Here is a 24,025-nt window from a genome sequence, read left to right as displayed (position 1 = left end):
GCGGTAAATTTGTTTATCCTACCGCTTGCTTGAGAAATCATGCCCAGGGTGGCTCCGTGTCAATCCTACAAGATCAAAATTTTTCCTATAAAAAAAGATTGACAGAGAAATGTGGAAGTGGTTACATTGTGTGTAAAGGGTTACACCACATATTTTTTAACCCATGTGTAAAGGGTTACACACTAGAGTACATTAGTAAATTCTAACTAATTTGGACTTGTATTCGTAAAATATTCGTTTCTTATTTCACTATTATGTAACGGGTTACACATAAGAGATTCATAGATTCATATTGTAGAACGGGGGTGAGCAGGTGGCAACAATCAGAGATGTGGCGATGGCGGCGGAGGTTTCGGTCGCGACGGTTTCGCGGGTGATCAACAATTCAGGCTATGTCAGCGAGGATACAAGAAAGAAAGTGGAAAGCGCGATTGAAAGTCTGAATTATAAGCCGAATGCCGTCGCACGGAGCCTTTTTAAGAAGCAGTCGAAAACGATTGCCCTGATTCTTCCGGATATCAAAAACCCGTTTTTTCCCGAGGTGGCAAGAGGGGTGGAGGATTTGCTGAACACTAGGGAGTACACACTGCTTTTGTGCAATTCGGATGAAGACATCGAGAAAGAGATCAACTATATGGAGATGGTCGAGCAAAAATATGTCGATGGCGTCATCATCGTGACGAGCACGCTGACGCCAAAGCATATCAAAAATAGGGCCGTTCCGGTTGTGGCGCTCGACAGGCCGATCGGCGAGAATGTTCCTTCCGTTTCGGTGAACAACTATGATGGTTCGAGGCAGGCGGTCAGGCACCTGAAGTCGGCCGGTTGCAAGAGGATTGCGCATATCCGCGGCCCGATGAATGTCATCAACTCCGATGAACGGTACAAAGGTTATTTGAAAGAAGTGGGCAATGAGCCGTGGTTTGATCATAAATACATAGTTACAGGGGAATTTGATGTCAGGAAAACAGCTGAGGTAACAATGCGGTTATTGGCGGAGAATCCGGAGATCGACGGAATTTTTGCCGGAAACGACTACATGGCCATGGGTGTCATGAAAGCCGCAAGGCAGCTCGGGATCCGGGTTCCGGAGGAGCTGTCCGTGATCGGTTTTGACGGAATTGAGATGGGCCAGCTGACAAGCCCGGAAATCACGACGATGGCACAACCCATTTACGATCTGGGAAGAACGGCTGCCGAACTTCTCCTTCGGATTATTGAAGGAAAATATGTGGCAAAAAAACATTACGTATTTGAGGTCGAGCTGATTGCAGGCCAGACCACACTACGAAATTGACGAGGTGCTAGAAATGAAGAGGAAAATAACCGTCATCGGCAGCGTCAATATGGATCTGGTAACGTTGGCGGACCGGACCCCAAAAGCGGGTGAGACGATTCTCGGCAAAGCATTCCATACGATTCCCGGAGGAAAAGGGGCGAACCAGGCGGTTGCGGCCGCTCGCCTCGGCGCCGAGGCCACGTTTATCGGCTGTGTCGGAGACGATGATTTTGGCCGACTGATGACACAGCGTTTGCAGGATGAAGGTATCAATATCGACTATGTAAAACCGGTTACACATGTATCAACAGGGATCGCCGCCATCACGATTTCAGAAGGCGACAACCGGATTATCGTGGTACCGGGTGCAAATTCACATGTAACCGCAGAATACGTTCAAAAGCATGAAGAAGTCATTGCGGCGAGCGACGCGATAGTTCTCCAGCTTGAAATTCCTGTTGACGGGGTAAAAAAAGCGATGGAACTTGCACGCAAGCATCGGGTGAAAATCATTTTAAATCCCGCTCCATTCCAGGTGCTTTCGAAGGAAATGCTGCTTCTCGCCGACTACTTGACGCCAAATGAGCATGAACAGGCGGAACTCCTTGCCGCGGGAAACTGGACGGAAGCCGAGCGGGAAGAGATTTTGCAAAAGTGCATTGTGACAAGAGGAGCCGCTGGAGCTTCCATTTACCAAAACGGCGAAAAGCTAATCCCTGGCTATCCTGTTGAGGCCGTCGATACGACCGGTGCCGGTGATACGTTTAACGGAGCGCTTGCCTTTTCGCTGAGCGGCAATGCGGACCTTGAAGAAGCGTGCCGGTTTGCGAACGCGGCCGGGGCCCTCTCAGTCACCAAGCTCGGTGCGCAGGGCGGCATGCCGACGAGCGAAGAAGTCGCCGAATTTTTACAACGGCAGGAAGGGTGAGAAGATGAAAAAGCATGGCATACTAAACAGCCATATTTCCGAAGTGCTGTCGAGATTGGGCCATACGGATACGATCGTGATCGCGGATTGCGGACTCCCCATCCCCGATCACTGCATCCGGATTGACGTTTCCCTGAAAATCGGTACGCCCGGCTTTATCGAAACGCTTGAAGTTCTGCTTGATGACATGCAGGTTGAAAAAGCGATGCTGGCCAAAGAGATCAAGACGCACAACCGGCCCGCCGAAGAAGAGGCGGCAGCGCTTTTAAAAGGAATTCCGGTCGACTACCTGTCCCATGAGGAATTCAAAAAAGAAATGGCGAAAGCAAAGGCCGTGATTCGAACGGGTGAGGCTACGCCTTATGCAAACATTATTTTGCACGCCGGGGTGATTTTCTGATATGAGCGCAAGACCAATTGTTCAAATGAAAGGGATTAGCAAGGCGTTTTCAAACGTTAAGGTGCTCGAGAATGTGGACTTTGAGATTTTGCCGGGTGAAATTCACGCCTTGATGGGTGAAAACGGAGCGGGTAAATCGACGCTGATGAAAATCCTGACTGGGGTCTATGAACGGGACACCGGCACGGTGAGCATTAAAGGCAAGGAAGTCGATTTCAAAAACCCGAAAGAAGCCGAAGACACCGGAATCGCGTTCATTCACCAGGAACTGAACATCATCCCGAATTTGACAGTGGCCGAAAATATGTTTCTCGGAAAAGAGCTGACGGTAGGCCGGTTCGGAGTGACGAAAGATAAAGAAATGAAACGAAAAACCCGTGAGTATCTGAACCGTCTTGGCATTGACATCGATCCTTCCGCAGAAGCGGGGCAGCTGTCGGTCGGGCAGCAGCAGATGATTGAAATTGCCCGTGCGGTAGCCGCCAACACGGAGGTGTTGATCATGGACGAGCCGACGGCCGCGCTCACGGACCGCGAAATTGAAGCGTTGTTTGCCGTGATTGACTCGCTGAAAAAACAGGGAGTCGGCATCGTCTATATATCCCACCGCATGGAGGAAATCTTCCGGATCTGCGACCGAATTTCGGTCCTCAGGGACGGCCGGTTTATCGGCGTAGAAAGAATTGCCGAAACATCCTACGACGACATAGTTCGAATGATGGTCGGCCGCCAGCTTGGCGATCGTTTCCCCGATCGCGAAGTCTCGGCCGGCGCTGAGAAACTTCGGGTTGAAAATCTAGCGAGTAAAGGAAGTTTTAGCGGCATCAGCTTTTCTGTCAAGAAAGGGGAAATACTTGGCGTCGCCGGATTGATGGGTGCGGGGCGCACAGAAATCATGGAAGCCGTTTTTGGCTATCGGAAAGTCACAGACGGGAAACTTTTTATTGATGGAAAAGAAACGATGATCCATAGTCCGACAGATGCGATTCGGGCAGGAATCGGGTTTATCACGGAAGACCGGAAATCGAAAGGTCTTGTTCTCGGCATGTCGGTCCAGGAAAACTTCACGCTCGCCAACCTGAAACGAATTTCGAAGCGGGGCGTAATTTCCGAAAAGGAAGAAGCACGCTTTGCCGAAGAGATGATTGGCAAGCTGCATGTCAAAACGTCCGGGAGGGACCAGGCTGTCAAATCGCTGAGCGGCGGGAACCAGCAGAAGATCGTCATCGGAAAGTGGCTCGGAATCCGCCCGGAAATTTTGATTTTGGATGAACCGACACGCGGCGTCGATGTCGGTGCCAAAAAGGAAATCTACCATCTGATGGATGAGCTGACCAAGGAAGGTGTCTCGATCATCATGGTTTCTTCTGAGCTCGAGGAAGTGCTGGGAATGAGTGATCGAGTCATGGTTATTCATGAAGGAAAATTGGCTGCCATCCTTGATAGGAGCGAGGCGGACCAAGAAAAAATTATGCAGGCAGCAACAGGGGGAAATAAAAAATGAAATCCTCGTTTTCAAAACAATTACAGAAGCTTGGCGCATTACTTGGTCTCGTACTTTTGATCATTATACTGGCAATTGTCAGCCCGAGCTTTTTTACCTTAAATAATATATTCAACGTCCTCAGGCAGGTGTCGATAAACGCCCTGATCGCTTTTGGAATGACTTTCGTCATTTTGACAGGGGGGATCGACCTGTCGGTGGGCTCCATATTGGCTCTCGCTTCCGCGTTGACCGCGGGGCTCTTGGCGGGTGGCATGGATCCGCTGCTTGCCATATTAATCGGGCTTTTGGCCGGGGCGGCGATGGGAGCATTGAACGGCCTGATCATTACAAAAGGAAAAGTCGCTCCGTTCATTGCCACGCTGGCAACGATGACGATTTTCCGAGGGCTGACGCTCGTCTATACCGATGGCCGGCCGATCACCGGACTGTCCAACAGCACGCTGTTCGAGCTGTTGGGCAAAGGGTATCTCGGCTGGATCCCCGTGCCAGTCATCTGGATGCTGGCTGTGTACTTTATCCTGTATTTTATTTTGAAAAAGACGGTTTTTGGCCGTCGGGTTTATGCGATCGGCGGAAACGAGGAAGCCGCTATTCTCTCGGGGATTCGCGCCGACCGCGTCAAGCTGTGGGTATACACGATAACTGGTACGCTGTCTGCTCTTGGCGGAATCATCCTTGCATCGAGGCTGAATTCGGCACAGCCGACCGCGGGTGTTACCTATGAACTCGATGCGATCGCAGCGGTTGTGCTTGGTGGAACGAGCCTGTCCGGCGGACGCGGCTGGATTTTTGGAACATTGATAGGAGCCCTCATCATTGGGGTTTTAAATAATGGGTTGAACTTAATGAATGTCAGCTCCTTTTATCAACAAGTTGTGAAAGGGGGAGTTATTTTACTCGCTGTGCTGCTTGACCGCAAAAAATCTGCTTAAAAATCTAAGGGGGAATTACCGTGAAAAAAGCATTCAAAGGTTTATTGATTCTGTCGATCATCATGATCATTGCTGCCGGCTGTTCGACAAAAGCACCTGGTTCAGACAAAGCGTCGGATGGCGATTCCAATGGCAAAAAAGACGATAAGGTCAAAATTGGACTGTCGATTTCAACATTGAACAACCCGTTCTTCGTTTCCTTGAAAGACGGCGCGCAAAAAGCAGCTGATGCCGAGGAAGCAGAGCTTGTGGTTGTTGATGCGCAAAATGACTCCGCAAAACAGGTTTCCGACGTGGAAGACTTGATCCAGCGCGGCATTGACGTGCTGTTAATCAATCCGGCGGACTCTTCCGCTGTTTCCGCTGCGATTGAATCCGCGAACAAGGAAAACATTCCGGTCATCACCGTTGACCGCAGTGCTGAAGGCGGCGAAGTCGTTGCTCACATCGCTTCCGACAATGTGGCAGGAGGACAAATGGCCGGCGAGCTCATTTTGGAACAATTGGGCAACAAAGGGAAAGTCGTTGAGCTTGAAGGGATCCCGGGTTCTTCCGCCGCACGTGAGCGTGGCGAAGGCTTCCACAAAGCGGTTGACGAAGTTTCCGATATTGAAGTTGTCGCCAAGCAAGCGGCTGATTTCGACCGTTCCAAAGGGCTTTCTGTCATGGAAAACATCCTGCAGGCCAACAAAGATATCCAGGCCATTTTTGCCCATAATGACGAAATGGCTTTGGGAGCGATTGAAGCTTTGGAAGCTGCCGGAATCAAGGATGTCATCGTTGTCGGTTTTGACGCTACCGACGATGCCGTGAAAGCAGTCGAAGACAAGAAAATGGCGGCAACCGTTGCGCAAAAGCCTGAAGAAATCGGGCAAAAAAGCGTGGAAACCGCATTAAAAGTAAATGCTGGAGACAAAGTGGATGAATTCATCCCGGTTGATCTTGAGTTGGTAAAATAAGGGAATTGTAAGGCCGCCGGTGCTTGTTTTCCGGCGGCTTTTTGGTTTTTACCGGGATTTAATTTTCTCTATTCTGCCATACACTGCCATTCCCGCAAGGAGCGCTGGACCAAATTAAATCGAAATCCCCACCAAAAAACTGGCGGGGATTATTTGATGCTTAGAAATACACGGTCTTTAACCCGAACAGCCGGGATGAATCCGCATGATAATTAAAGATGATCCGTTTTCTTGGAGTATTGATGTTTACCGGCTTTGCGTTCTTCTTCGCGCTGAATGTTTTTTACTTCCCTGCGTGCTTGATTATCCCTTGCCTTTTTGTCATTGTCTGATGTATTGTATCGCATAAGTGAGTCTCCCTTTCCTTATGTTTGCGGTTAGTATGTCCTGACAGGGATTCCCTACTCATTGTCAATCGGCCTGTTTTTTAAGATAGAAGACAGCGAGCGTTCCCGGGCCCGCATGAGACGCGACGATGGCACCGATCAGACGTATGTAAAAATTCTTTGTTCCGAAACGCTCTTCGATCATTTTTTTCATCAGCAAGGCAGTTTCTTCATCATCGCCATGGCTGATGCCGATCAATTGATTCTCAAGATCGTCACCGCGTTCCTCCATGAGGTCAAGCATTCTTTTTAAAAGTTTCTTTTTACCGCGGATTTTTTCAAGGGGGACCAGTTTTCCTTCTTCAACATGCAGAAGGGGCTTGATATTTAAAAGTCCCCCGAAAAATGCAGATGACCTCGATAAGCGTCCGCCTGCTGCAAGAAATTCAAGATCTTCGATTGTAAATAGATGTTCCATGCGGTTACAATTGGATTGTGCGAATTTGATGATGTCTTCCTTTGGTTCGTTATTGTTTATTTTTTCCGCAACAGCCATGACGGTCAAACCATATCCCAAAGAAACGGCCTTTGAATCAATAATCGTCAAATCCAAATCGGGAAATTCTTCTTTTACCTGTTCTTTCACCATGACAGCCGTTTGATATGTACCCGAAAGGCCGGAAGACATGGATATGTATAATCCGCTTTCGCCTGTTTTCGCAAGGTCCGTAAACAGTTCATGAAGCTGCTGGGGGGAGGCCTGGGATGTTTTGGGCATTTTTCCTGCCCTGATTTCTTCATATACTTGTTCAGGCGTGATGTTCTGTAAATCTTTATATTCCCGGTCATCAATATGCACCTGAAGAGTAATCAACACAACGTTATTCTCTTCATAGAAAGACAGCGGCAGGTCGCATGCACTGTCGGCAAAAAGTTTCAATGTCATAAAAATACACCTTCCGTGAAAAAATAATTTGACAATCTTTGTCCTTTTATATAAGTGTATCTGCTTTTATAAGAAACCTCAACGTAAAAAAAACGCTGAATTAGGGTGAAAAAATGAGAAAACAATCATTATGGGAAGTTATTAAAAAACTAATTGTCATCATAGCAGGGGCAATCCTCGTTGCCGTTGCGATGAATTATTTCCTTATACCGGCAAATGTTTATGCCAGCGGCTTTGCGGGTGCTGCACAGCTCTTATCAAAAGTCATCAGCCAATTTACGCCGCTAAACGTATCAACGGGACTTTTATTATTGCTGTTCAACATTCCTGTGGCTGTGCTTGGGTGGTACAAAGTCGGAAAAACCTTTACGTTCTATAGTTTTATATCGGTTGCTGTCACTTCTTTTTTCCTTGAAATTATTCCTGTCAAGGCCCAGACGGCAGATATCATGCTTTACGCAGTGTTTGGCGGAGTCATCACAGCCATTGGAATCGGGATCACATTGAAAGTGGGGGCATCCACGGGAGGATTGGACATCATATCGATGGTCCTATCCCGAATAAGTGATAAATCTGTCGGGACGTACTTCTTTATATTGAATGCCGTCATCATACTGACAGCGGGCGCTTTATATGGGTGGGATAAGGCATTATACACATTGCTGTCGGTCTACGCGTCCACAAGGGTGATCGATGCCATTCATACGCGCCATCAGAAACTTACGGCCATGATTGTCACGAAAAAAGCCGCTGAGCTAAAAGAAGCGATTTATAAGAGATTGGTCAGAGGCATTACGATGGTACCGGCCAAAGGGGCGTTTTCCAACCAAGAAAAAGACATGATGATCATCGTCATAACCCGGTATGAATTGTATGAGCTTGAACATGTCATCAAAGAGGTCGATCCTGAAGCATTCACAAATATTGTGGAGACAGCGGCGGTTTTCGGTTTCTTCCGGAAAGATTAAGGGGTCAGGCCCCCGGTGCGTTAAAGCACTAAAGAGGGTCTGACCCCCGATGCGTTAAAGTGCTAAAGAGAATTTGACCTCCTGTCAAGCTGCTCCTGCAGCTCCCTTAACTGGCTCTGCTGGGCGAAGGTTGAGTTGGCATATGCTGAAGAAAGGGCATTCTTGGCAATCTCAACGGTTTTAGGTGACGTGTTATTTAAAGCCTGCTCAACAAAGTGCCTGGCCTCCTGAAAAAGTTTGTCTTTTCCCACCTTAAATACCTCCAAGCGATGATTCTTTCATGAACTCAATTTTTTCCTTTTCTGCCTCATCCAATGTGGAGCGATATGGAAAACGTTGTGCATGTTGTTCAACAGAGTTTTTTCCCTGATTCGTAAAGCGTCTGGATTTACTGTTTTTAGCCATGACAACACACCGCCTTTTTGAAATGGTAGGAAGGAACGCATCACGCGTTCATATCTTATTTTGGACGAAAAGCGGACAAAAACTTCGGGGAATTAATGACAGCCAATCCTCATCTTTGGCAAGAGGAAATAAGGAGTGTTAAAATATAACATTAATTGGCATTCCAACAAGTCAAGCCTAAGGAGAGAGTCGATTGATTGAAATCCATCACGAATCCATAAGTAATATACCGGTTTTACATGTCGTAAAAGAAGGACGAAAAAATGCAAAACTGCCGATCGTCTTTTTTCTGCATGGTTTTACTTCAGCTAAAGAACATAATCTTCATTTCGGCTACCTGCTTGCGGAAAAAGGGTTCAGGGTCATCCTTCCGGATGCAAAATTACATGGGGAACGAAGTGACGGCAGGCATCCAGAAAAACTGATCTTCGAATTTTGGAACATAGTTCTCCAATCAATCCGCGAACTGAACGATATGAAGGAAGAATTATCCCAAAAGGATTTGATCAACAGCCGGATTGGAGTTGTCGGCACCTCCATGGGCGGCATCACGATGTTCGGCGGACTGGCCCAATACGATTGGATTAAAGCGGGCGTTTCCTTGATGGGAAGCCCGAGTTACGAAAAATTGGCCAGGGCGCAGATTGAGTCATTGGAAAAAGCAGAAATGACCATTCCTTTTTCAAGCAAGGAGCTTGATAGTATATATGCTGAATTACGGAAATATGATTTAAGCCTTCAGCCTGAGGGACTTGCAGGAAGGCCGCTCCTGATTTGGCACGGGAAAAAGGATAAGGTGGTACCGTTTCAGCCAACATCTGATTTTTACCAAAAAATTAAAGCTGATTATGAAAAGAGTCCGGAACGCCTATACTTCCTTGCCGACAACAATGCCGAGCATAAGGTGACCCGTGAGGCTTTTTTAAAAACAGTTGACTGGTTCAGCGAATTTTTATTGTAAAGAAAACATTTCTGTTTGAATTTATAATGGATTTGGTATGATAAGGATAGAAACCATTTGAAAGGAGCGGGGAACATGGACGAAGCATTGAAAGAGAATATTTACGGCGCCCTTGAACAGGTGATCGACCCTGAACTGGGCATCGATATCGTGAATCTTGGACTCGTTTATGATGTTGACTTGGATGAAAGCGGCACGGCAAAAATAACGATGACCCTCACATCAATGGGGTGCCCGCTTGCGCCTGTTATTGTAGACCAGGTGACAGCGGCATTGGCGGATATACCGGAAGTCAAACAGACGGAAGTGGATATTGTCTGGACTCCTCCCTGGACAAAAGATAAGATGTCGCGTTATGCGAAAATTGCGCTTGGCGTTACTTGATATAAGAAAGGCGGAAGCGCCCGTTTAGCGACGTACAAACTGGAGCACTCCGCAATGAGATAAAGGAAACACGGCGACGTAGGCAGGCTCAAGCAGCGACGTCCTGTCGCTTCGCCTGCACTAGCACATCCTGTGCGTCGGAGCCGATGTTGACTTATCGTGGTGCTCTGAGCAACTTCCTCGAATAAACATCCACGCAGAAAAAGCAAAGCTTTTTCGAGGAAAGGAGTGTGAAGTTTGCTAGTCGCTGGGCGCTGAAGCTGGACAAAGAACATATCTTCCGTTTTGCCATTCTGCTGAATGGGAATTGTATAGGCGAAGCTCCTTTTTGGCAGCTTCGCTTTTATTTTGAAGATAAACAGGCTCTTTTGGTTTTGAAAAAGGAGGAGAAATATGGATCTGAGCAAGATGACGATGACCATGCAGGAGTCTTTCGCGCAAAGCCAGCAAATTGCCAGAAGGCTGAATCACCCGGAACTGGATATACCGCATCTGTGGAAAGCTCTTATAGACAGGAATGACAGCCTGCTTTCAACGCTTTATGAGCGCCTTGGGTTGACGAAAGGGCAAATACAGCTTGAACTCGATAAAATATTGGACCAGAAGCCGCAGGTGACGGGCCAGGGTGTGCAGGGCGGCCAGTACTTGAGCAGTCCATTATCGACGCTCATCAGCAAGGCTGAGGAAGAAATGAGCGGGTTTGAGGATCAGTACCTGTCCGTGGAGCATTTTGCACTTGCTTTAATGGATATGCCGGATAACGGCATATCACGGTTTTTATCCCGCTGCGGGATAACGAAAAACAGCATTTTGGAAGAAGTAAAAGAAATCAGGGGGGGACAGCGGGTGGAGTCACAAAACCCGGAAGCGACCTATGAAGTTTTAAAAAAATACGGACGTGATCTCGTGGCGGAAGTGAAGTCCGGCAAACTGGACCCGGTCATCGGACGGGATCAGGAAATAAGAAATGTCATCAGGATTCTGTCACGCAAAACGAAAAACAACCCAGTTCTGATCGGCGAGCCGGGTGTCGGGAAAACCGCCATTGTAGAAGGGCTTGCCCAGCGAATCGTAAGAAAAGATGTGCCGGAGGGGTTAAAGGACAAGACGATATATGCGCTGGATATGGGATCCCTGATCGCCGGAGCCAAATTCAGGGGAGAGTTCGAAGAACGTCTCAAAGCGGTATTGCAGGAAGTAAAAAAGAGCGAAGGCAAGATTCTGCTGTTCATTGATGAAATCCATACAATTGTCGGAGCCGGAAAAGCGGAAGGTTCCATGGATGCAGGAAACATGCTGAAGCCAATGCTCGCAAGAGGAGAACTCCACTGCATCGGAGCAACGACTCTGGATGAATACCGGCTGTATATAGAAAAGGATGCTGCATTGGAAAGGCGTTTTCAAAAGGTGCTTGTTCCGGAACCGACAGTGGAAGATACGATTTCCATTTTGCGCGGATTGAAGGAAAGGTTTGAAATCCACCACGGCGTCAATATTCATGACAGAGCCCTTGTAGCGGCAGCAACTTTATCTGACCGCTATATTACGGATCGTTTTTTACCAGATAAAGCGATTGATGTCATTGATGAAGCCTGTGCCAATATACGGGTGGAAATCGATTCCATGCCGAGTGAGCTGGATGAGATTACGAGAAGAGTCATGCAGCTTGAAATCGAAGAAGCGGCCTTAAGGAAAGAGGAAGATGAAGCAAGCAAAGAACGGCTTGAGCTGCTGCAAAAAGACCTCGCTGACCTGAAAGAAAAGGCAAATGAAATGAAAGCGAAGTGGGAAAAGGAAAAAAGTGAAATTTCCAGCATCCAGGAAAAGCGGGAGCAATTGGAAAAGCTCCGCAGAGAGCTTGAAGAGGCGGAAAACGAGTATGATCTGAACCGTGCTGCCGAGCTTCGCCACGGCCGCATCCCGGCTTTGGAAAAAGAGCTGAAGCAAATGGAAGGCCAGGAGCGAAATGAGTCGCGTCTTGTAAAAGAGGAAGTGACAGAAGATGAAGTGGCCGAAATTATTTCCAGATGGACTGGCATTCCGATCACAAAGCTTGTTGAAGGCGAGCGGGAAAAACTGCTGAGGCTTGAAAGCATATTGCACGAACGGGTTATCGGGCAGGACGAAGCGGTGGAGCTTGTGAGCAATGCGGTGCTCAGGGCAAGGGCCGGAATCAAAGACCCTAACCGTCCAATCGGATCTTTCATATTCCTTGGACCAACCGGAGTAGGTAAAACCGAATTGGCCAAAGCATTGGCGCAAAACTTATTTGACAGTGAGGAGCAGATGATCCGCATTGATATGTCCGAATATATGGAAAAACATGCGGTATCGCGCCTGATTGGAGCCCCTCCCGGCTATGTGGGATATGAAGAAGGCGGACAGCTGACAGAGGCTGTCAGAAGGAAGCCATATTCAGTTGTTCTGCTCGATGAAATTGAAAAAGCGCATCCGGAAGTGTTCAATATTTTACTGCAGGTCCTTGACGATGGCCGTATCACCGACTCGCAGGGAAGAAGGGTTGATTTCAAAAATACGGTCATTATCATGACTTCCAATATCGGGTCGGCATTTCTGCTGGAAAGGGAGCAAAATGAAGACCAAATAGATGAGGAGACGAAGGACCTTGTCCTTGGCCAGCTAAGAGCTTCGTTCCGTCCGGAATTTCTTAATAGAGTGGATGACATCATCCTGTTCAAACCGCTCAGCATGGATAACATCAAAGGAATTGTTTCAAAGCTTGTGAGGGAGCTCCAGGAACGTTTGCGCAACCAGCACATTCAAATGGAGATGACAGATGCCGCAAAAGAATTTACAGCCCGTGAAGCTTATGACCCCGTGTATGGCGCGCGGCCGCTAAAACGGTATTTGCAAAGCAAGATTGAGACAGGCCTTGCAAAGGAAATCATTTCGGGGAATGTTCATCCTTTCGATACAGTCATTGTCGATTTGCAGGATGATGAACTGAAAATAAGGATTAAAAAATAAAAATAACTCGCCGATCGCCGGCGAGTTATTGTTCTTCTGTTGGCTGTGCTGGTATCAGTGCAGAGACGATGAAAATCAAAATAACTGCGATGACGCCCAAAGTTGTTGCAGTTCCGAAATCATAGCTTGATCCAATCATGGAACCTGCTACATACATCAACATGTTTACAAGCAAAAGTGTCCAAAAAATTGTGACCAGATATCTCAATTGTGTTCCCCCCGTTTCAGAAACTTCTCTATGTAAGTCACATAATCAATATTATTATTCACCACGTTAGTATACCATAAACAAATGCGGCGTTCCAATAAATCCAATACAAAAAAGAGAAAAGAGGTCAGTCCCTTTCAACTTTGCATACGATAATTTTAGAATAAGAAAAGCGCAAGGCGCCCGTCTATCGGCGCAAAGCTAGACTACGCTTGCGAAGGCGTAGTTTGCCTTCATCAGCGATTGGCCTAATCCTTGCGCCTATGGCGCCTGAAGCTCGACATTACGTTAATCTTGTTTGGAGAGAAAATTCTGTAAAATTTTATACTTGCTTATCTTTGAACAAAGGCGCAAGCGCCGGACGCAGCATTAAGTGACAAATAAGATACTCACAACCTGATCATTTTATTATTTCCTTAACCACAAAGAAAGGGGATGTCGAGATGAAAACAGCCGTATTATTTGGAGCCCGCCAGCCTTTCGGCTTTGAATTATGTTCCCTGCTGCTTGAAAAAGGCTATGATGTATTCGCAATCGACCACAGTGATTGGATAACGGATGAGCAGGAGGAAAAATGGCTGCTTATCGGACGAAATGCCAATTTAAGATATATGGAGCTGGAAAATGTTGAAGATTCCATTCAACAAAAATTATCGGACGAAAAGTGCCTTTATATCATACCAACGCTAGATTATTTAAACCGCTGCCATCCAAGCGCAAGGAACGAGCTGATCTATCAGCTTGAAAGGTTTTCGGAACGGAAAAAAACTGAAGCATCACTGCTGTTGATTCATCCGCCTGCCACGGAGAGGTCGCAGTCTTCATTTGCAGGCAAGCTGAATGGAATTTTTGAATCATTAAAGAAATTTCATAATGTATGGGAGTACTGTCCTTCAGATGCTTATGCGTCCGGACTTCGTGAAAATCTTTCTGCCGCTGCCAATGACGCGGTCAACTATTTAGAACAGCAAAAATTGCTGGAAAGCAATTGAAATAGTGATGACAGGTTAATGAACAAATGCTATAATTAGTACCAAGTCTTAATATAAGATAACAAAACCAATTTTCATAAGGAACGGAAAGAAGGGACATTTTCTATGAATGCAGGAATAATTGGAGTCGGAAAGTACATACCCGAACGGGTGTTGACAAATAAAGAGCTGGAAACAATGATGGATACTTCCGATGAATGGATTCGGACACGGACCGGCATTGAAGAGAGAAGGATTGCATCGGATGATGTGAACACTTCTGATATGGCCTTTGAAGCTGCAAAAAAAGCCCTCGAAAACGCGGAGGTTGGTCCGGAAGAGATCGATATGATCTTGGTCGCAACAGTGACGCCTGACCATCCATTCCCTTCCGTTGCGTGCATGCTTCAGGCGAGACTTGGATGTGTCAATGCTTCTGCAATGGATGTCAGCGCCGCATGTGCCGGATTCATGTATGGGGTGGCAACTGCAAAACAATTCATTGAGACAGGATCTTGCAAAAATATTTTGGTTGTCGGCGTCGAGAAGCTTTCCAAAATCACCGACTGGAATGACAGAAATACGGCTGTCCTCTTTGGTGACGGAGCAGGAGCTGTTGTCATGGGGCCTGTTTCCGAGGGACGCGGGGTCCTGGCATTTGATCTTGGTGCTGACGGGACAGGCGGACAGTATCTTTATCAGGAAAAATATATTATGATGAATGGCAGGGAAGTTTTCAAGTTTGCGGTAAGACAAATGGGAGAGTCATCTGTTAAAGTATTGGAGAAAGCAGGTCTTACAAAAAACGATGTGGATCTGCTGATTCCCCATCAGGCAAATATCAGGATCATGGAGGCGGCAAGACAAAGACTGGAATTGCCGGTAGAGAAAATGTCCAAAATGATTCACAAATATGGAAATACATCTTCCGCATCCATTCCGATGGTCATTGCTGATGAAGTGGAAGCCGGAAAAATAAAAGATGATGATCTGATCGTGTTGGTCGGCTTCGGCGGTGGGCTCACATGGGGAGCTATTGCCATTAGATGGGGCCGTTGAGGAAAAGCGGAAGCGCCCGTTTGCCGGGCGCCGGGGCTGGACAAACAGATGCTTAAATAATGAATACTTTATTTTTTGAAACAAGCAATATCTTCTTCAGAGGGGCAGAAAAGGAGATGAACAATTTGAAAAGAAGAGTTGTAGTTACAGGATTGGGAACTGTCTCTCCTGTAGGAAATGATGTTGAAACTTCATGGAATAACATTTTGGCAGGAAAATCGGGAATCGGTCCTCTTACAAGGCTGGATCCTGACAACTACTCAGCCAAAGTAGCGGCAGAAGTTAAGGATTTTGAAATTGAAAACTTTATTGAAAGAAAAGATGCCCGCAAAATGGACCGCTTTACCCATTACGCTCTTGCATCTGCGATGATGGCTGTAAAAGACGCGAACTTGGACATCAATGAGAGCAATGCGGATCGGATCGGTGTATGGATCGGATCCGGCATCGGAGGAATGGAGACACTTGAAAATCAATTTCAAATTTTTCAAAAGAGGGGATACCGCCGGGTCAGCCCGTTCTTCGTTCCAATGATGATTCCTGACATGGCGACTGGACAAGTCTCTATTTATCTTGGAGCCAAAGGAGTTAACTCCTGTACAGTTACTGCATGTGCGACGGGTACAAACTCCATTGGCGATGCCTTTAAGGCCATTCAACGTGGAGATGCGGATGCCATGATTGCCGGAGGGACGGAAGCGCCTATTACGCAAATGTCTGTAGCAGGATTCTGTGCGAATACAGCTCTTTCCACGAATCCTGACCCTGATACGGCAAGCAGGCCGTTTGATTTAAACCGGGATGGATTTGTAATCGGGGAAGGCGCGGGCGTCATTGTACTTGAAGAACTTGAACATGCTACCAGCCGCGGGGCCAAAATATATGCTGAAATTGTCGGCTATGGTTCGACCGGGGATGCCTATCATATCACGGCACCGGCCCCAGGCGGCGAAGGCGGTGTACGGGCAATGAAAATCGCTCTTGAAGACGGAGGGCTTGCTCCTGAGGACATCGATTATATTAATGCCCATGGCACAAGCACACCTTACAATGATAAATATGAAACAATTGCTGTTAAAGAAGTGTTCGGCGATCACGCATACAAACTTGCCATCAGTTCAACCAAATCAATGACGGGCCATCTTCTTGGGGCAGCCGGAGGGGTGGAGGCGATATTCTCTGTACTTGCCATAAAAGACGGAATCCTTCCGCCTACAATCAATTACGAAACGCCTGACCCTGACTGTGATCTCGATTATGTGACAAATGAAGCAAGGAAAAAAGAGATTAACGCGGTGATCAGCAACTCGCTCGGATTTGGCGGCCACAATGCCACGATTGCGTTTAAAAAATATTCTTCTTAAAAAAGGTACAGCTCCAACTTTGGGAGCTGTATTTTTTTAGGCACTTTTTTTCTCTTTCCTCAGTAGGATATGGAGGGAGGGATGCAAAATGGGAGTAATCCGGACAGATAATTGGATGGATGAACACTTCTTCAACCCGATGGAGCTGTGTAAGCTCGCTTCGCCGGATGTTGAAAACCATGCGCATTACTATCAATATTTGCGAAGATTTGGAATGTACCAGCCATCAAGGAGAACTCACGATATGTATACAAGGCTCAAAGAACAGAAGGCATGGGAGCATATGGAAAAGTTTTATGCAAAATATAAAAGACTGTGGAAAGCACCGGAGGTAGACATTTATATTTTTCCGATTGAGCCGGCGCGCCAATTCATGGTGGACCTTAAGGGGCGTTCAGGATTGACGTTTCCGAACAAGATCTTTTTGTTCCTTTCACCTGCAGATGATGTCAAAGTATGGGAATCATTGCTTGTACATGAGTACCATCACGCTGTACGGATGAACCGGTATAAAAAAGATCCGGAAGAATATTCTCTGCTTGATTCGCTTATTTTTGAAGGGCTTGCAGAACATGCTGTACTTAAATATTGCGGAAAAGAATATACAGCTGACTGGCTGGGCTTTTACAACCAAGACCAACTTCAGCATTTCTGGAACAGGGTCTATAAAGAACATTTAGAGCTGAAAAAAGAACATCCCTTGCATGATAATCTGCTTTTTGGAAGGAGAGGCATCCCCAATATGATGGGATATGCCCTCGGGGCGGACATCGTAAAAGAGTATGCAGGAAAGAAGCCGTTGACTGTACATGAGTCCTTTAAAGTTCCATCAGAGCGCATTGTTGAGAATAATAAGGCATACACCCGTGAAACAGAGCAGGCTTCCGGATGAACGGAGGCCGATTTCTTTTTCTGTAATGTATGGCTCTTTTTTGAATATAAATGGTGTTAGACAAGCTGTCAGAAACAATGTTCCGGGGGACTGCCATGCTGTTTAGAGGGGCAATTTATTTGATAGGATTCGGTCTGTCTGTTGCTGGTGGAATCAATATCATCGCTTATATGAACCTCTTGCCGATGGGATACAGCTATTCATATTACTTTTTGTATATTGGCAGGCGTCCTGAATGTTATTTATTTATAGCCGGCCTTATCTTAATCTGGTTTTCCATTTACGGGACCAATTCCGAAGAATGACCGTATTGCCCGATGATGGATTCACAGGAATAAATTAACTGCAGCCTGCCCATACTGAAAAACAAATAGTTATGAAGTGAGGGGTTAAGGATGCTTTATCTTCATGATGTATGGGTCAATTGGTTCGAAGGGGAAGAAAATGGATATAACGTTTGCCATTTTCACGAGTGGAGAAGAGGGGAAGATGTCATTGAACTTCTCGATCAAGTTCCGTTATTGTACATCGAGCATCTCTTATTCGACATGATTGAAAACGATATGGCCGACATACCACAGGAATTATTAAATGACATTTACCAAAAAGCCTATTTAAGAAAAAATCATGAGCGTATAGCGCTGGATTCATGCTTTGTCGTTACGGATGGACAAGGTATCCTTGCGGTGGATACGATGGGATATACGATTCCGCTCAGAAAAAGCAGGCTGATCCCTCGCCAGGAACAGCTTGTATTTGAAATGATTGAAAATAATGAACCGACAAAGTATAAGTTTAAACACGAAGGTGTGAAAAAGGAATTTCATATTCTATCTCCCGATCCCGTCTTGATGAGGGGCTTAACACGCAGAGAGCGCCATTTAAAACAGCTTCTGTTCATGGCACTTGACCAGTTGTACAATTCCAAGAATACGGCGGAAGTCAGATACTGGTATACCGAATGGTGCCCGCACCTATATACCGAAATTCAAACGATGGATTTTGAAAGTGTTTGGAATAAGCTTTATGAAGAGGCGAAAGAGGGATGGACGGAAAAACATCAAACCCTTTGTGAAAATATGGTGAAAGGGCAGCCGTTCTTTGAGAAGCTTTGGGAAATGGAATATGATTCAAAAGTAAATTAAGCAAGTCTTTGGAAATGAAAAATTCCCCTTCATGATCAAGGGGAATTTTAGTGTTTTAAGTAAAGAAAATATAAAATCTAGGCTCATTTTTCCATTCAGAAAGATATATCTATGTCTAGCTCCAGCGCTTGTCGCCCCTAAACAGCCGTCTTCCGCATTTCCGTTTGTACGTCGCTAAACGGGCGCTTGCGCTTTTCTTTTTTATTTTTTTCTGCCCAGGCCCATGGCATTTTCCATCTTTCTCAGCATCCGGTTTGCCTGCTGTTTTGCCTTCTCCGCACCTTCATCAAGAATGTCATCGAGCTCTTTTGACTCGACAAGTTCATAATACCTTTCTTGAATAGGTAATATTGTCTTGACAACGACCTCAGCTAAATCAGCCTTAAAATCTCCATAGCCTTTTCCATCATATTGTGCTTCAAGCTCCTCGATCGTTTTTCCGCCCAAAATCGAATAGATCGAAAGAAGATTGGAAACACCCGGCTTATTTTCCCGGTCGAATTTTATAATGCCTTCAGAGTCTGTAACGGCACTTTTTATTTTTTTCTCAATCTGTTTAGGTGTATCGAGCAACGTGATGAAAGCTTTCTGATTGGAATCGGATTTGCTCATTTTCTTTGTAGGTTCCTGCAAAGACATGATTCTTGCCCCAACCTTTGGGATTCGTACATCTGGAATTGTAAAAATCTCTCTATATTTCCGGTTGAACCTTTCAGCAAGATCACGTGTGAGTTCCAAATGCTGTTTCTGGTCTTCTCCTACAGGCACAAGATCAGCTTCATACAGCAGGATATCTGCAGCCATTAAAGGCGGATAGGTCAACAGGCCGGCAGAGACTGCTTCCTTTCCTGTAGATTTATCCTTGAACTGCGTCATTCTTTCCAGTTCACCGATATAAGAGATGCACTGCAGCATCCAGCTGGCCTGAGCATGGGCGGGCACCTCGGACTGAATAAATAAAGTCGCCTTCTTTCGGTCAAGGCCGGCAGCGACATACAGCGCCGCTAAGCCTCTTATATTTTTGCGAAGTTCAATCGGATCCTGGGGAACCGTAATGGCATGCTGGTCAACCACACAAAAATAACAGTCATATTCGTGCTGAAGTTCAATAAATTGCCTGATAGCCCCAACGTAGTTGCCCAGGGTGATCACACCGCTTGGCTGAATACCTGAAAAAATTGTCTTCATATGTAATCCTCCTAATATGATAAAAGCACTGACGCCCCGCAATCCCTACTCATGCAGCCGGCCGTCAAGTATCTTTGCACTCCTTAAAAATGTCGCAGATGGGGAATATATCCCAATAATTATAACGGCTAAAAGCTTGACAATCAAGCAAAGGCGGTGCTTCACCCGACTTTGGGTCCAGAAGAGCAGGAAAAAACAATCATTTCATTCTTAAGCAATTATTGCTAAAATAGTAATGAATTAACGGACATATAAGTTTTGCCAGATAAAAAGGAGTGTAGGACATCTTGAATTTTAGAAAGCTGATGGCTACAGCCGGAGTGTTCGGCATGTTGGCGCTTACAAGTCAACCGGCGATGGCACAGGGAGCCAAACAGGTTCACTCCTTCAATCCGACAAGGGAAAATGCAATCGCAATGAAGTCTCTGCCGCTGGAGTCCCCCCGCTTTATATACGATTCCGGCTTGAACTTTGAATATCCGGACGCTGTCCGCGGAATTTATGTAACAGGACAATCAGCAGGGGGAAGCCGTTTTGATGAATTGATGAAGCTGATAGAATCAACGGACTTAAATACAATGGTCATAGACATCAAGGATGACTGGGGCAACGTGACATTTAAAGGTGACAAAGACTCACCATTTGCAAAGATCGGAAAAAGCTACATAAAGGATCCAAGGGCAATGCTTGAAAAAATGGAAGAGAAACAGATTTATCCGATCGCAAGGATTGTTGTTTTCAAAGATTCAATCCTTCCGAAAGAAAAGCCCGAGCTCTCATTCCAGGACGGAGGAAAAATCTGGGTTAACGGCCGGGGAGAAGCTTTTGTTAATCCTTTTTTAAAAGAAGTGTGGGATTATAATGTCGATATTGCCATCGAAGCCGCTAAACTGGGGTTCAAGGAAATCCAGTTTGATTACGTAAGGTTTCCGGAAGGATTCGAAAACCGGGATGAACAGCTCAAATATGGAATGGGCGAATACAAAGACATGAAAGAGGACAATGTACAAAAACGCGTCCATGCGGTTACCGACTTTGTTGCCTATGCCCGTGAAAAATTGAAGCCGTATGGCGTCAAGGTTTCAGTGGATATTTTCGGCTACACCGCCACGCTGCCGGAAGCCCCGGGAATCGGGCAGAACTTCAGCAAAATATCGGAGAATGTTGACGTTATATCGTCCATGATTTACCCAAGCCATTGGACATCCTATTTTGGCATTGCCAAGCCGGATTTGGAACCGTATAAACTTGTCCGTGAATATGCAAAATTGGAAAATCAAAAGCTTGCGGAATTGAAAAATCCTCCGATTTCACGGCCATGGCTCCAAGATTTCACAGCTTCATATTTAGGAAGCGGAAACTATCAGGTGTATGGAAAAGCTGAAGTGGAGGCCCAGATCAAAGCCCTTAATGATTCGGGAATTGAAGAATATCTGCTCTGGAATGCCGGCAACACATATACACCAGGTGTGGACTACACCCCGGGGACCGAGTAAAAAATAACGGCCCGCATGAATGGAAAAACAGAAACAGGTTAAATTAATTCAAAGAGGGTGTTTCAGACCCTCTTTTGAAGGGTAAAAATGCTTTAAGGGCTACTATAACAGAATGAAAGACGGGAGGAATACAGTATATAAAAAATCTAAATAAATCTATTCATGAATGAGGAAATAGTGTATAATACATAATATAAAGTGTTTCATAATATTGATTTTAATCTGGCTGGTTTTAAAAACTGATCAAAATCAACCCTTTAATATATTTTAAAATAAAATAGGAGTGTGCTAAAATATGGTCACATTATACACTTCACCAAGCTGTACATCATGCAGAAAAGCAAGAACTTGGTTAGAAGAGCAGAACATTCCATATACTGAACGGAATATTTTCTCGGAACCATTGACCCTTGAAGAAATCAAAGAGATATTGCGGATGACGGAGGATGGTACGGACGAAATCATTTCTACACGTTCAAAGGTCTTTCAAAAGCTCAATATCGATTTGGATTCTTTGCCTCTTCAACAGTTATTTGATATCATACAAAAGAACCCGGGATTGCTGCGCAGACCGATCATCCTTGATGAGAAACGTCTTCAGGTAGGGTATAATGAAGACGAAATCAGGCGTTTCCTGCCGCGCAAAGTCAGAACGTATCAGCTTCGTGAAGCACAGAAAATGGTCAACTAAACGGTTAAGTTTAAGCATAAATAAGAAACCTTCATACTCTGGATCAGAAGTATGGGGGTTTTTTTAATAAAACAGTTGTTGGCGCCGCATGCTTAAGTCCGCACAGTCGAATTTTCGGAAAAATCGCTTGATTTCTTATAATTTATTGGTTAAGATAGGCGAAACATCGATTTTCTTTGGTGGGCTTTTGATGGTTTATAAATTGGGAGCAAATATTGTTTCCCTTTTACAAGCGTTTATCATAAAATAAAGAGTACAAGGGGAAGACTAATTATAATTTATACCTTTGTCGGGATACATGTCCCTTCAACACCGCCACCCTACAAAAGAAGGGAGAGTTGTTTTGTGGAGATTGAGCGTATAAATGAAAATACAGTGAAATTTTACATTTCATATGTCGATATAGAAGAAAGAGGCTTTGACCGCGAAGAAATATGGTACAGCCGCGAAAAAAGCGAAGAGCTGTTCTGGGAAATGATGGATGAGATCCATCATGAAGAAGAATTTGTACCAGAGGGCCCGTTATGGATCCAAGTCCAGGCACTGGACAAAGGGTTGGAAGTTTTGGTAACAAAGGCACAATTGTCCAAAGATGGACAAAGGTTCGAGCTGCCCATTCCGGATGAAAAATTGAAGGACTTGCCGATTGATGAAAGGATCGAGGAGTTTCTGGACCACCATCTTCAATTGAACCAGTATGTCCGCAGTGATGATGATCTGCTTGAATTCGTCCTTATGTTCAATGACTTTGAAGATGTACTTGCGCTCTCCAAGAGGCAGGGCCTTGAAGAAATTGAAACAAAGCTCTTTGCGTACGAGAACAAATACTACTTATACGTGAAGTTTCCGGATGAAGAGTCTGATGAGGACCAGATCGAGGATGTGTTGAGCATCCTGCTGGAATACGGGAATGAATCAGCGTTCACAATCCACCGCCTTGAAGAGTACGGGAAAAAAGTCATCGACCAAAATGTATTTTATACGTTGAACGAATACTTTGCATAAAAAACCGATTTCACTGGGAATCGGTTTTTTTATTTTATGGCAAATTAAAGGAAAAGCAGGCCCGATTGAAGAATACATATATGAAAAGAAGGGAGTGTGTTGTTTGTTAACTGCATTAAACAAAGAAGGAGAACTGTTCACGCTGTCCGGCGATATGCGGAATCGAGTCCCTCAGCTCCGGAAGCATGAACGATTCTTTTGCCCCGTCTGTAAAGAACCACTTATTTTAAAAGCCGGCCATGTAAGAATCCCCCACTTTTCCCATCGGCATCATTCCCAATGTATCGAAACAGCATCCGAACCGGAAAGTCCAAGACACTTGCAAGGTAAACTGGACTTGTTTGAATGGTGTCGATCCAACCAACTGGCTGTCTCACTAGAACATTATCTTTCTGATATCAGACAACGGCCCGATTTACTTGTCGAAAAAGCTGGAAGACAATTTGCTGTAGAGTTTCAATGCACTCCAATTTCCGTCCAAAGTGTGGAAAGGAGATCCCTCCAATACCTTTCATCGGGCATCATCCCCATATGGATAGTCGGCGGACAGCCTTTTCATAAAAGAAGGGCCAATGACATGTTCGAAATGACGGAATACCTATGGTCTCAGACGATGAGAAACAATGGACAAACTATGCTTGCCGGATATGAGCCGGAAAGCGGAAGGGGATTCCTTTTAACGAATATTACACCGTATACCTCAAGAAAAGTATTTGCCAGGCTGCATCAGTGGCCAATCTCGAAAATAAAATACCCCTTCCCATCTTTTCCTGCCCGTACCAATTTTCCATATAAAAATTGGCCAGATGAAAAAATGAATTGGATACAACAGAAGGTCCGTTATGGAAACCTTATGCGTGACAGTTTTTTAAGAGCTGTTTACATGGAAGGATCCAATCCATTCCTTTTATCACCTCTAATAGGTCTCCCTGTGAAATATATGGAAAGCTTCATTTCCCATCCTGCTGAATGGCAATTTTTCATTTGGTCCGATTGTCTGTATATGGTAATCTAAAAATGAAC

26 protein-coding genes are annotated in these 24,025 nt (G+C 45.4%); 20 read left to right on the top strand and 6 right to left on the bottom strand.

What is annotated here, in order from left to right; genetic code table 11:
• Nucleotides 1-313 precede the first annotated feature (313 nt).
• Genes D4N35_RS01815 through rbsB form a run of 6 tightly spaced genes read left to right on the top strand, consistent with a single transcriptional unit; the run spans nucleotide 314 to nucleotide 6,005 of the window.
• The gene (locus D4N35_RS01815; RefSeq protein ID WP_120069086.1) at nucleotides 314-1,297 is read left to right on the top strand and encodes a LacI family DNA-binding transcriptional regulator; all 984 of its coding nucleotides are present in this window, start codon (nucleotides 314-316) and stop codon (nucleotides 1,295-1,297) included.
• A 13-nt stretch (nucleotides 1,298-1,310) separates the two neighbouring features.
• Nucleotides 1,311-2,207, top strand: a complete 897-nt coding sequence (gene rbsK, locus D4N35_RS01810) for a ribokinase (protein WP_120069083.1) — start codon at nucleotides 1,311-1,313, stop codon at nucleotides 2,205-2,207.
• 4 nt (nucleotides 2,208-2,211) lie between these two features.
• Nucleotides 2,212-2,607 (top strand): D-ribose pyranase, encoded by a 396-nt coding sequence (rbsD, locus tag D4N35_RS01805; RefSeq protein ID WP_120069080.1) that lies wholly within the window; start codon nucleotides 2,212-2,214, stop codon nucleotides 2,605-2,607.
• A gap of 1 nt (nucleotide 2,608) precedes the next feature.
• Complete coding sequence (locus D4N35_RS01800; protein WP_120069077.1) at nucleotides 2,609-4,111, top strand: sugar ABC transporter ATP-binding protein; 1,503 nt, start codon at nucleotides 2,609-2,611, stop codon at nucleotides 4,109-4,111.
• On the top strand, nucleotides 4,108-5,046 hold the full coding sequence (locus D4N35_RS01795; protein WP_120069074.1) for an ABC transporter permease subunit: 939 nt from the start codon (nucleotides 4,108-4,110) through the stop codon (nucleotides 5,044-5,046). The genes D4N35_RS01800 and D4N35_RS01795 overlap by 4 nt, the downstream gene beginning before the upstream one ends.
• A 20-nt stretch (nucleotides 5,047-5,066) precedes the next feature.
• Nucleotides 5,067-6,005, top strand: a complete 939-nt coding sequence (gene rbsB / locus D4N35_RS01790; RefSeq protein WP_235870258.1) for a ribose ABC transporter substrate-binding protein RbsB — start codon at nucleotides 5,067-5,069, stop codon at nucleotides 6,003-6,005.
• A gap of 212 nt (nucleotides 6,006-6,217) precedes the next feature.
• Here rbsB and D4N35_RS01785 read toward each other — a convergent pair whose 3' ends face one another.
• Nucleotides 6,218-6,352 carry a DUF3941 domain-containing protein gene (locus D4N35_RS01785; RefSeq protein WP_120069071.1) on the bottom strand — a complete coding sequence of 45 codons (135 nt, stop codon included), beginning with the start codon at nucleotides 6,350-6,352 and terminating at the stop codon, nucleotides 6,218-6,220.
• A 64-nt stretch (nucleotides 6,353-6,416) separates the two neighbouring features.
• Nucleotides 6,417-7,277, bottom strand: coding sequence for a DegV family protein (locus tag D4N35_RS01780; RefSeq protein WP_120069068.1), 861 nt, complete (start codon nucleotides 7,275-7,277; stop codon nucleotides 6,417-6,419).
• 113 nt (nucleotides 7,278-7,390) lie between these two features.
• Between D4N35_RS01780 and D4N35_RS01775 the strand changes: the two genes are divergently transcribed.
• On the top strand, nucleotides 7,391-8,245 hold the full coding sequence (locus tag D4N35_RS01775; protein WP_120069065.1) for a YitT family protein: 855 nt from the start codon (nucleotides 7,391-7,393) through the stop codon (nucleotides 8,243-8,245).
• Between the two features lie 62 nt (nucleotides 8,246-8,307).
• On the opposite strand, the gene D4N35_RS01770 is transcribed toward D4N35_RS01775, so the two are convergent.
• A complete protein-coding gene (locus D4N35_RS01770; protein ID WP_120069062.1) occupies nucleotides 8,308-8,496 on the bottom strand; it encodes a DUF3813 domain-containing protein in 189 nt (62 codons plus the stop codon).
• A gap of 1 nt (nucleotide 8,497) precedes the next feature.
• Nucleotides 8,498-8,650 (bottom strand): competence protein, encoded by a 153-nt coding sequence (locus tag D4N35_RS01765; protein WP_120069060.1) that lies wholly within the window; start codon nucleotides 8,648-8,650, stop codon nucleotides 8,498-8,500.
• A 193-nt stretch (nucleotides 8,651-8,843) separates the two neighbouring features.
• On the opposite strand from D4N35_RS01765, the gene yjfP reads away from it, so the two are divergent.
• The 3 genes from yjfP (at nucleotide 8,844) to clpB (ending at nucleotide 12,983) form a co-directional block, all read left to right on the top strand.
• Nucleotides 8,844-9,611 carry an esterase gene (yjfP, locus tag D4N35_RS01760; RefSeq protein ID WP_120069057.1) on the top strand — a complete coding sequence of 256 codons (768 nt, stop codon included), beginning with the start codon at nucleotides 8,844-8,846 and terminating at the stop codon, nucleotides 9,609-9,611.
• Between the two features lie 75 nt (nucleotides 9,612-9,686).
• Nucleotides 9,687-9,995 (top strand): metal-sulfur cluster assembly factor, encoded by a 309-nt coding sequence (locus tag D4N35_RS01755; protein ID WP_120069054.1) that lies wholly within the window; start codon nucleotides 9,687-9,689, stop codon nucleotides 9,993-9,995.
• 393 nt (nucleotides 9,996-10,388) lie between these two features.
• The gene (clpB, locus tag D4N35_RS01750) at nucleotides 10,389-12,983 is read left to right on the top strand and encodes an ATP-dependent chaperone ClpB (RefSeq protein WP_120069051.1); all 2,595 of its coding nucleotides are present in this window, start codon (nucleotides 10,389-10,391) and stop codon (nucleotides 12,981-12,983) included.
• Between the two features lie 25 nt (nucleotides 12,984-13,008).
• Here the strand turns inward: clpB and D4N35_RS01745 are convergent, their stop codons facing one another.
• Nucleotides 13,009-13,191 (bottom strand): YjzD family protein, encoded by a 183-nt coding sequence (locus D4N35_RS01745; protein ID WP_120069048.1) that lies wholly within the window; start codon nucleotides 13,189-13,191, stop codon nucleotides 13,009-13,011.
• 443 nt (nucleotides 13,192-13,634) lie between these two features.
• On the opposite strand from D4N35_RS01745, the gene D4N35_RS01740 reads away from it, so the two are divergent.
• The 6 genes from D4N35_RS01740 to D4N35_RS01715 all read left to right on the top strand — a co-directional run bounded on the left by D4N35_RS01740 (nucleotide 13,635) and on the right by D4N35_RS01715 (nucleotide 18,622).
• Complete coding sequence (locus tag D4N35_RS01740) at nucleotides 13,635-14,183, top strand: Rossmann-fold NAD(P)-binding domain-containing protein (protein WP_120069045.1); 549 nt, start codon at nucleotides 13,635-13,637, stop codon at nucleotides 14,181-14,183.
• A gap of 105 nt (nucleotides 14,184-14,288) precedes the next feature.
• Nucleotides 14,289-15,221 carry a beta-ketoacyl-ACP synthase III gene (locus D4N35_RS01735; protein WP_120069041.1) on the top strand — a complete coding sequence of 311 codons (933 nt, stop codon included), beginning with the start codon at nucleotides 14,289-14,291 and terminating at the stop codon, nucleotides 15,219-15,221.
• A gap of 125 nt (nucleotides 15,222-15,346) precedes the next feature.
• The gene (gene fabF / locus D4N35_RS01730; RefSeq protein WP_430722758.1) at nucleotides 15,347-16,585 is read left to right on the top strand and encodes a beta-ketoacyl-ACP synthase II; all 1,239 of its coding nucleotides are present in this window, start codon (nucleotides 15,347-15,349) and stop codon (nucleotides 16,583-16,585) included.
• Between the two features lie 88 nt (nucleotides 16,586-16,673).
• Complete coding sequence (locus D4N35_RS01725) at nucleotides 16,674-17,477, top strand: DUF2268 domain-containing putative Zn-dependent protease (protein ID WP_120069038.1); 804 nt, start codon at nucleotides 16,674-16,676, stop codon at nucleotides 17,475-17,477.
• 95 nt (nucleotides 17,478-17,572) lie between these two features.
• Entirely contained in the window at nucleotides 17,573-17,782 is a 210-nt protein-coding gene (locus D4N35_RS01720; RefSeq protein WP_120069035.1) for a YuzI family membrane protein, read from the top strand.
• A gap of 90 nt (nucleotides 17,783-17,872) precedes the next feature.
• Nucleotides 17,873-18,622 carry a YjbA family protein gene (locus D4N35_RS01715; RefSeq protein WP_120069033.1) on the top strand — a complete coding sequence of 250 codons (750 nt, stop codon included), beginning with the start codon at nucleotides 17,873-17,875 and terminating at the stop codon, nucleotides 18,620-18,622.
• A gap of 201 nt (nucleotides 18,623-18,823) precedes the next feature.
• Here the strand turns inward: D4N35_RS01715 and trpS are convergent, their stop codons facing one another.
• Nucleotides 18,824-19,810, bottom strand: a complete 987-nt coding sequence (gene trpS / locus D4N35_RS01710) for a tryptophan--tRNA ligase (protein WP_120069030.1) — start codon at nucleotides 19,808-19,810, stop codon at nucleotides 18,824-18,826.
• A 287-nt stretch (nucleotides 19,811-20,097) separates the two neighbouring features.
• Between trpS and D4N35_RS01705 the strand changes: the two genes are divergently transcribed.
• From D4N35_RS01705 to D4N35_RS01690, 4 genes are all read left to right on the top strand, one after another.
• Nucleotides 20,098-21,306, top strand: coding sequence for a putative glycoside hydrolase (locus tag D4N35_RS01705; RefSeq protein ID WP_235870256.1), 1,209 nt, complete (start codon nucleotides 20,098-20,100; stop codon nucleotides 21,304-21,306).
• A gap of 295 nt (nucleotides 21,307-21,601) precedes the next feature.
• Nucleotides 21,602-21,997, top strand: coding sequence for a transcriptional regulator SpxA (gene spxA, locus D4N35_RS01700; protein WP_120069027.1), 396 nt, complete (start codon nucleotides 21,602-21,604; stop codon nucleotides 21,995-21,997).
• A gap of 345 nt (nucleotides 21,998-22,342) precedes the next feature.
• On the top strand, nucleotides 22,343-23,002 hold the full coding sequence (gene mecA, locus D4N35_RS01695; RefSeq protein WP_120069024.1) for an adaptor protein MecA: 660 nt from the start codon (nucleotides 22,343-22,345) through the stop codon (nucleotides 23,000-23,002).
• A gap of 103 nt (nucleotides 23,003-23,105) precedes the next feature.
• Complete coding sequence (locus D4N35_RS01690; RefSeq protein ID WP_164876259.1) at nucleotides 23,106-24,017, top strand: competence protein CoiA; 912 nt, start codon at nucleotides 23,106-23,108, stop codon at nucleotides 24,015-24,017.
• The last annotated feature ends 8 nt before the right edge of the window (nucleotides 24,018-24,025 follow it).

This window comes from Siminovitchia fortis, from assembly GCF_003605365.2.
Lineage (GTDB): Bacteria > Bacillota > Bacilli > Bacillales > Bacillaceae_C > Siminovitchia > Siminovitchia fortis.
Note: the sequence above shows the minus strand (reverse complement) of the source record. Positions and strands in the feature narration are given on the sequence as shown.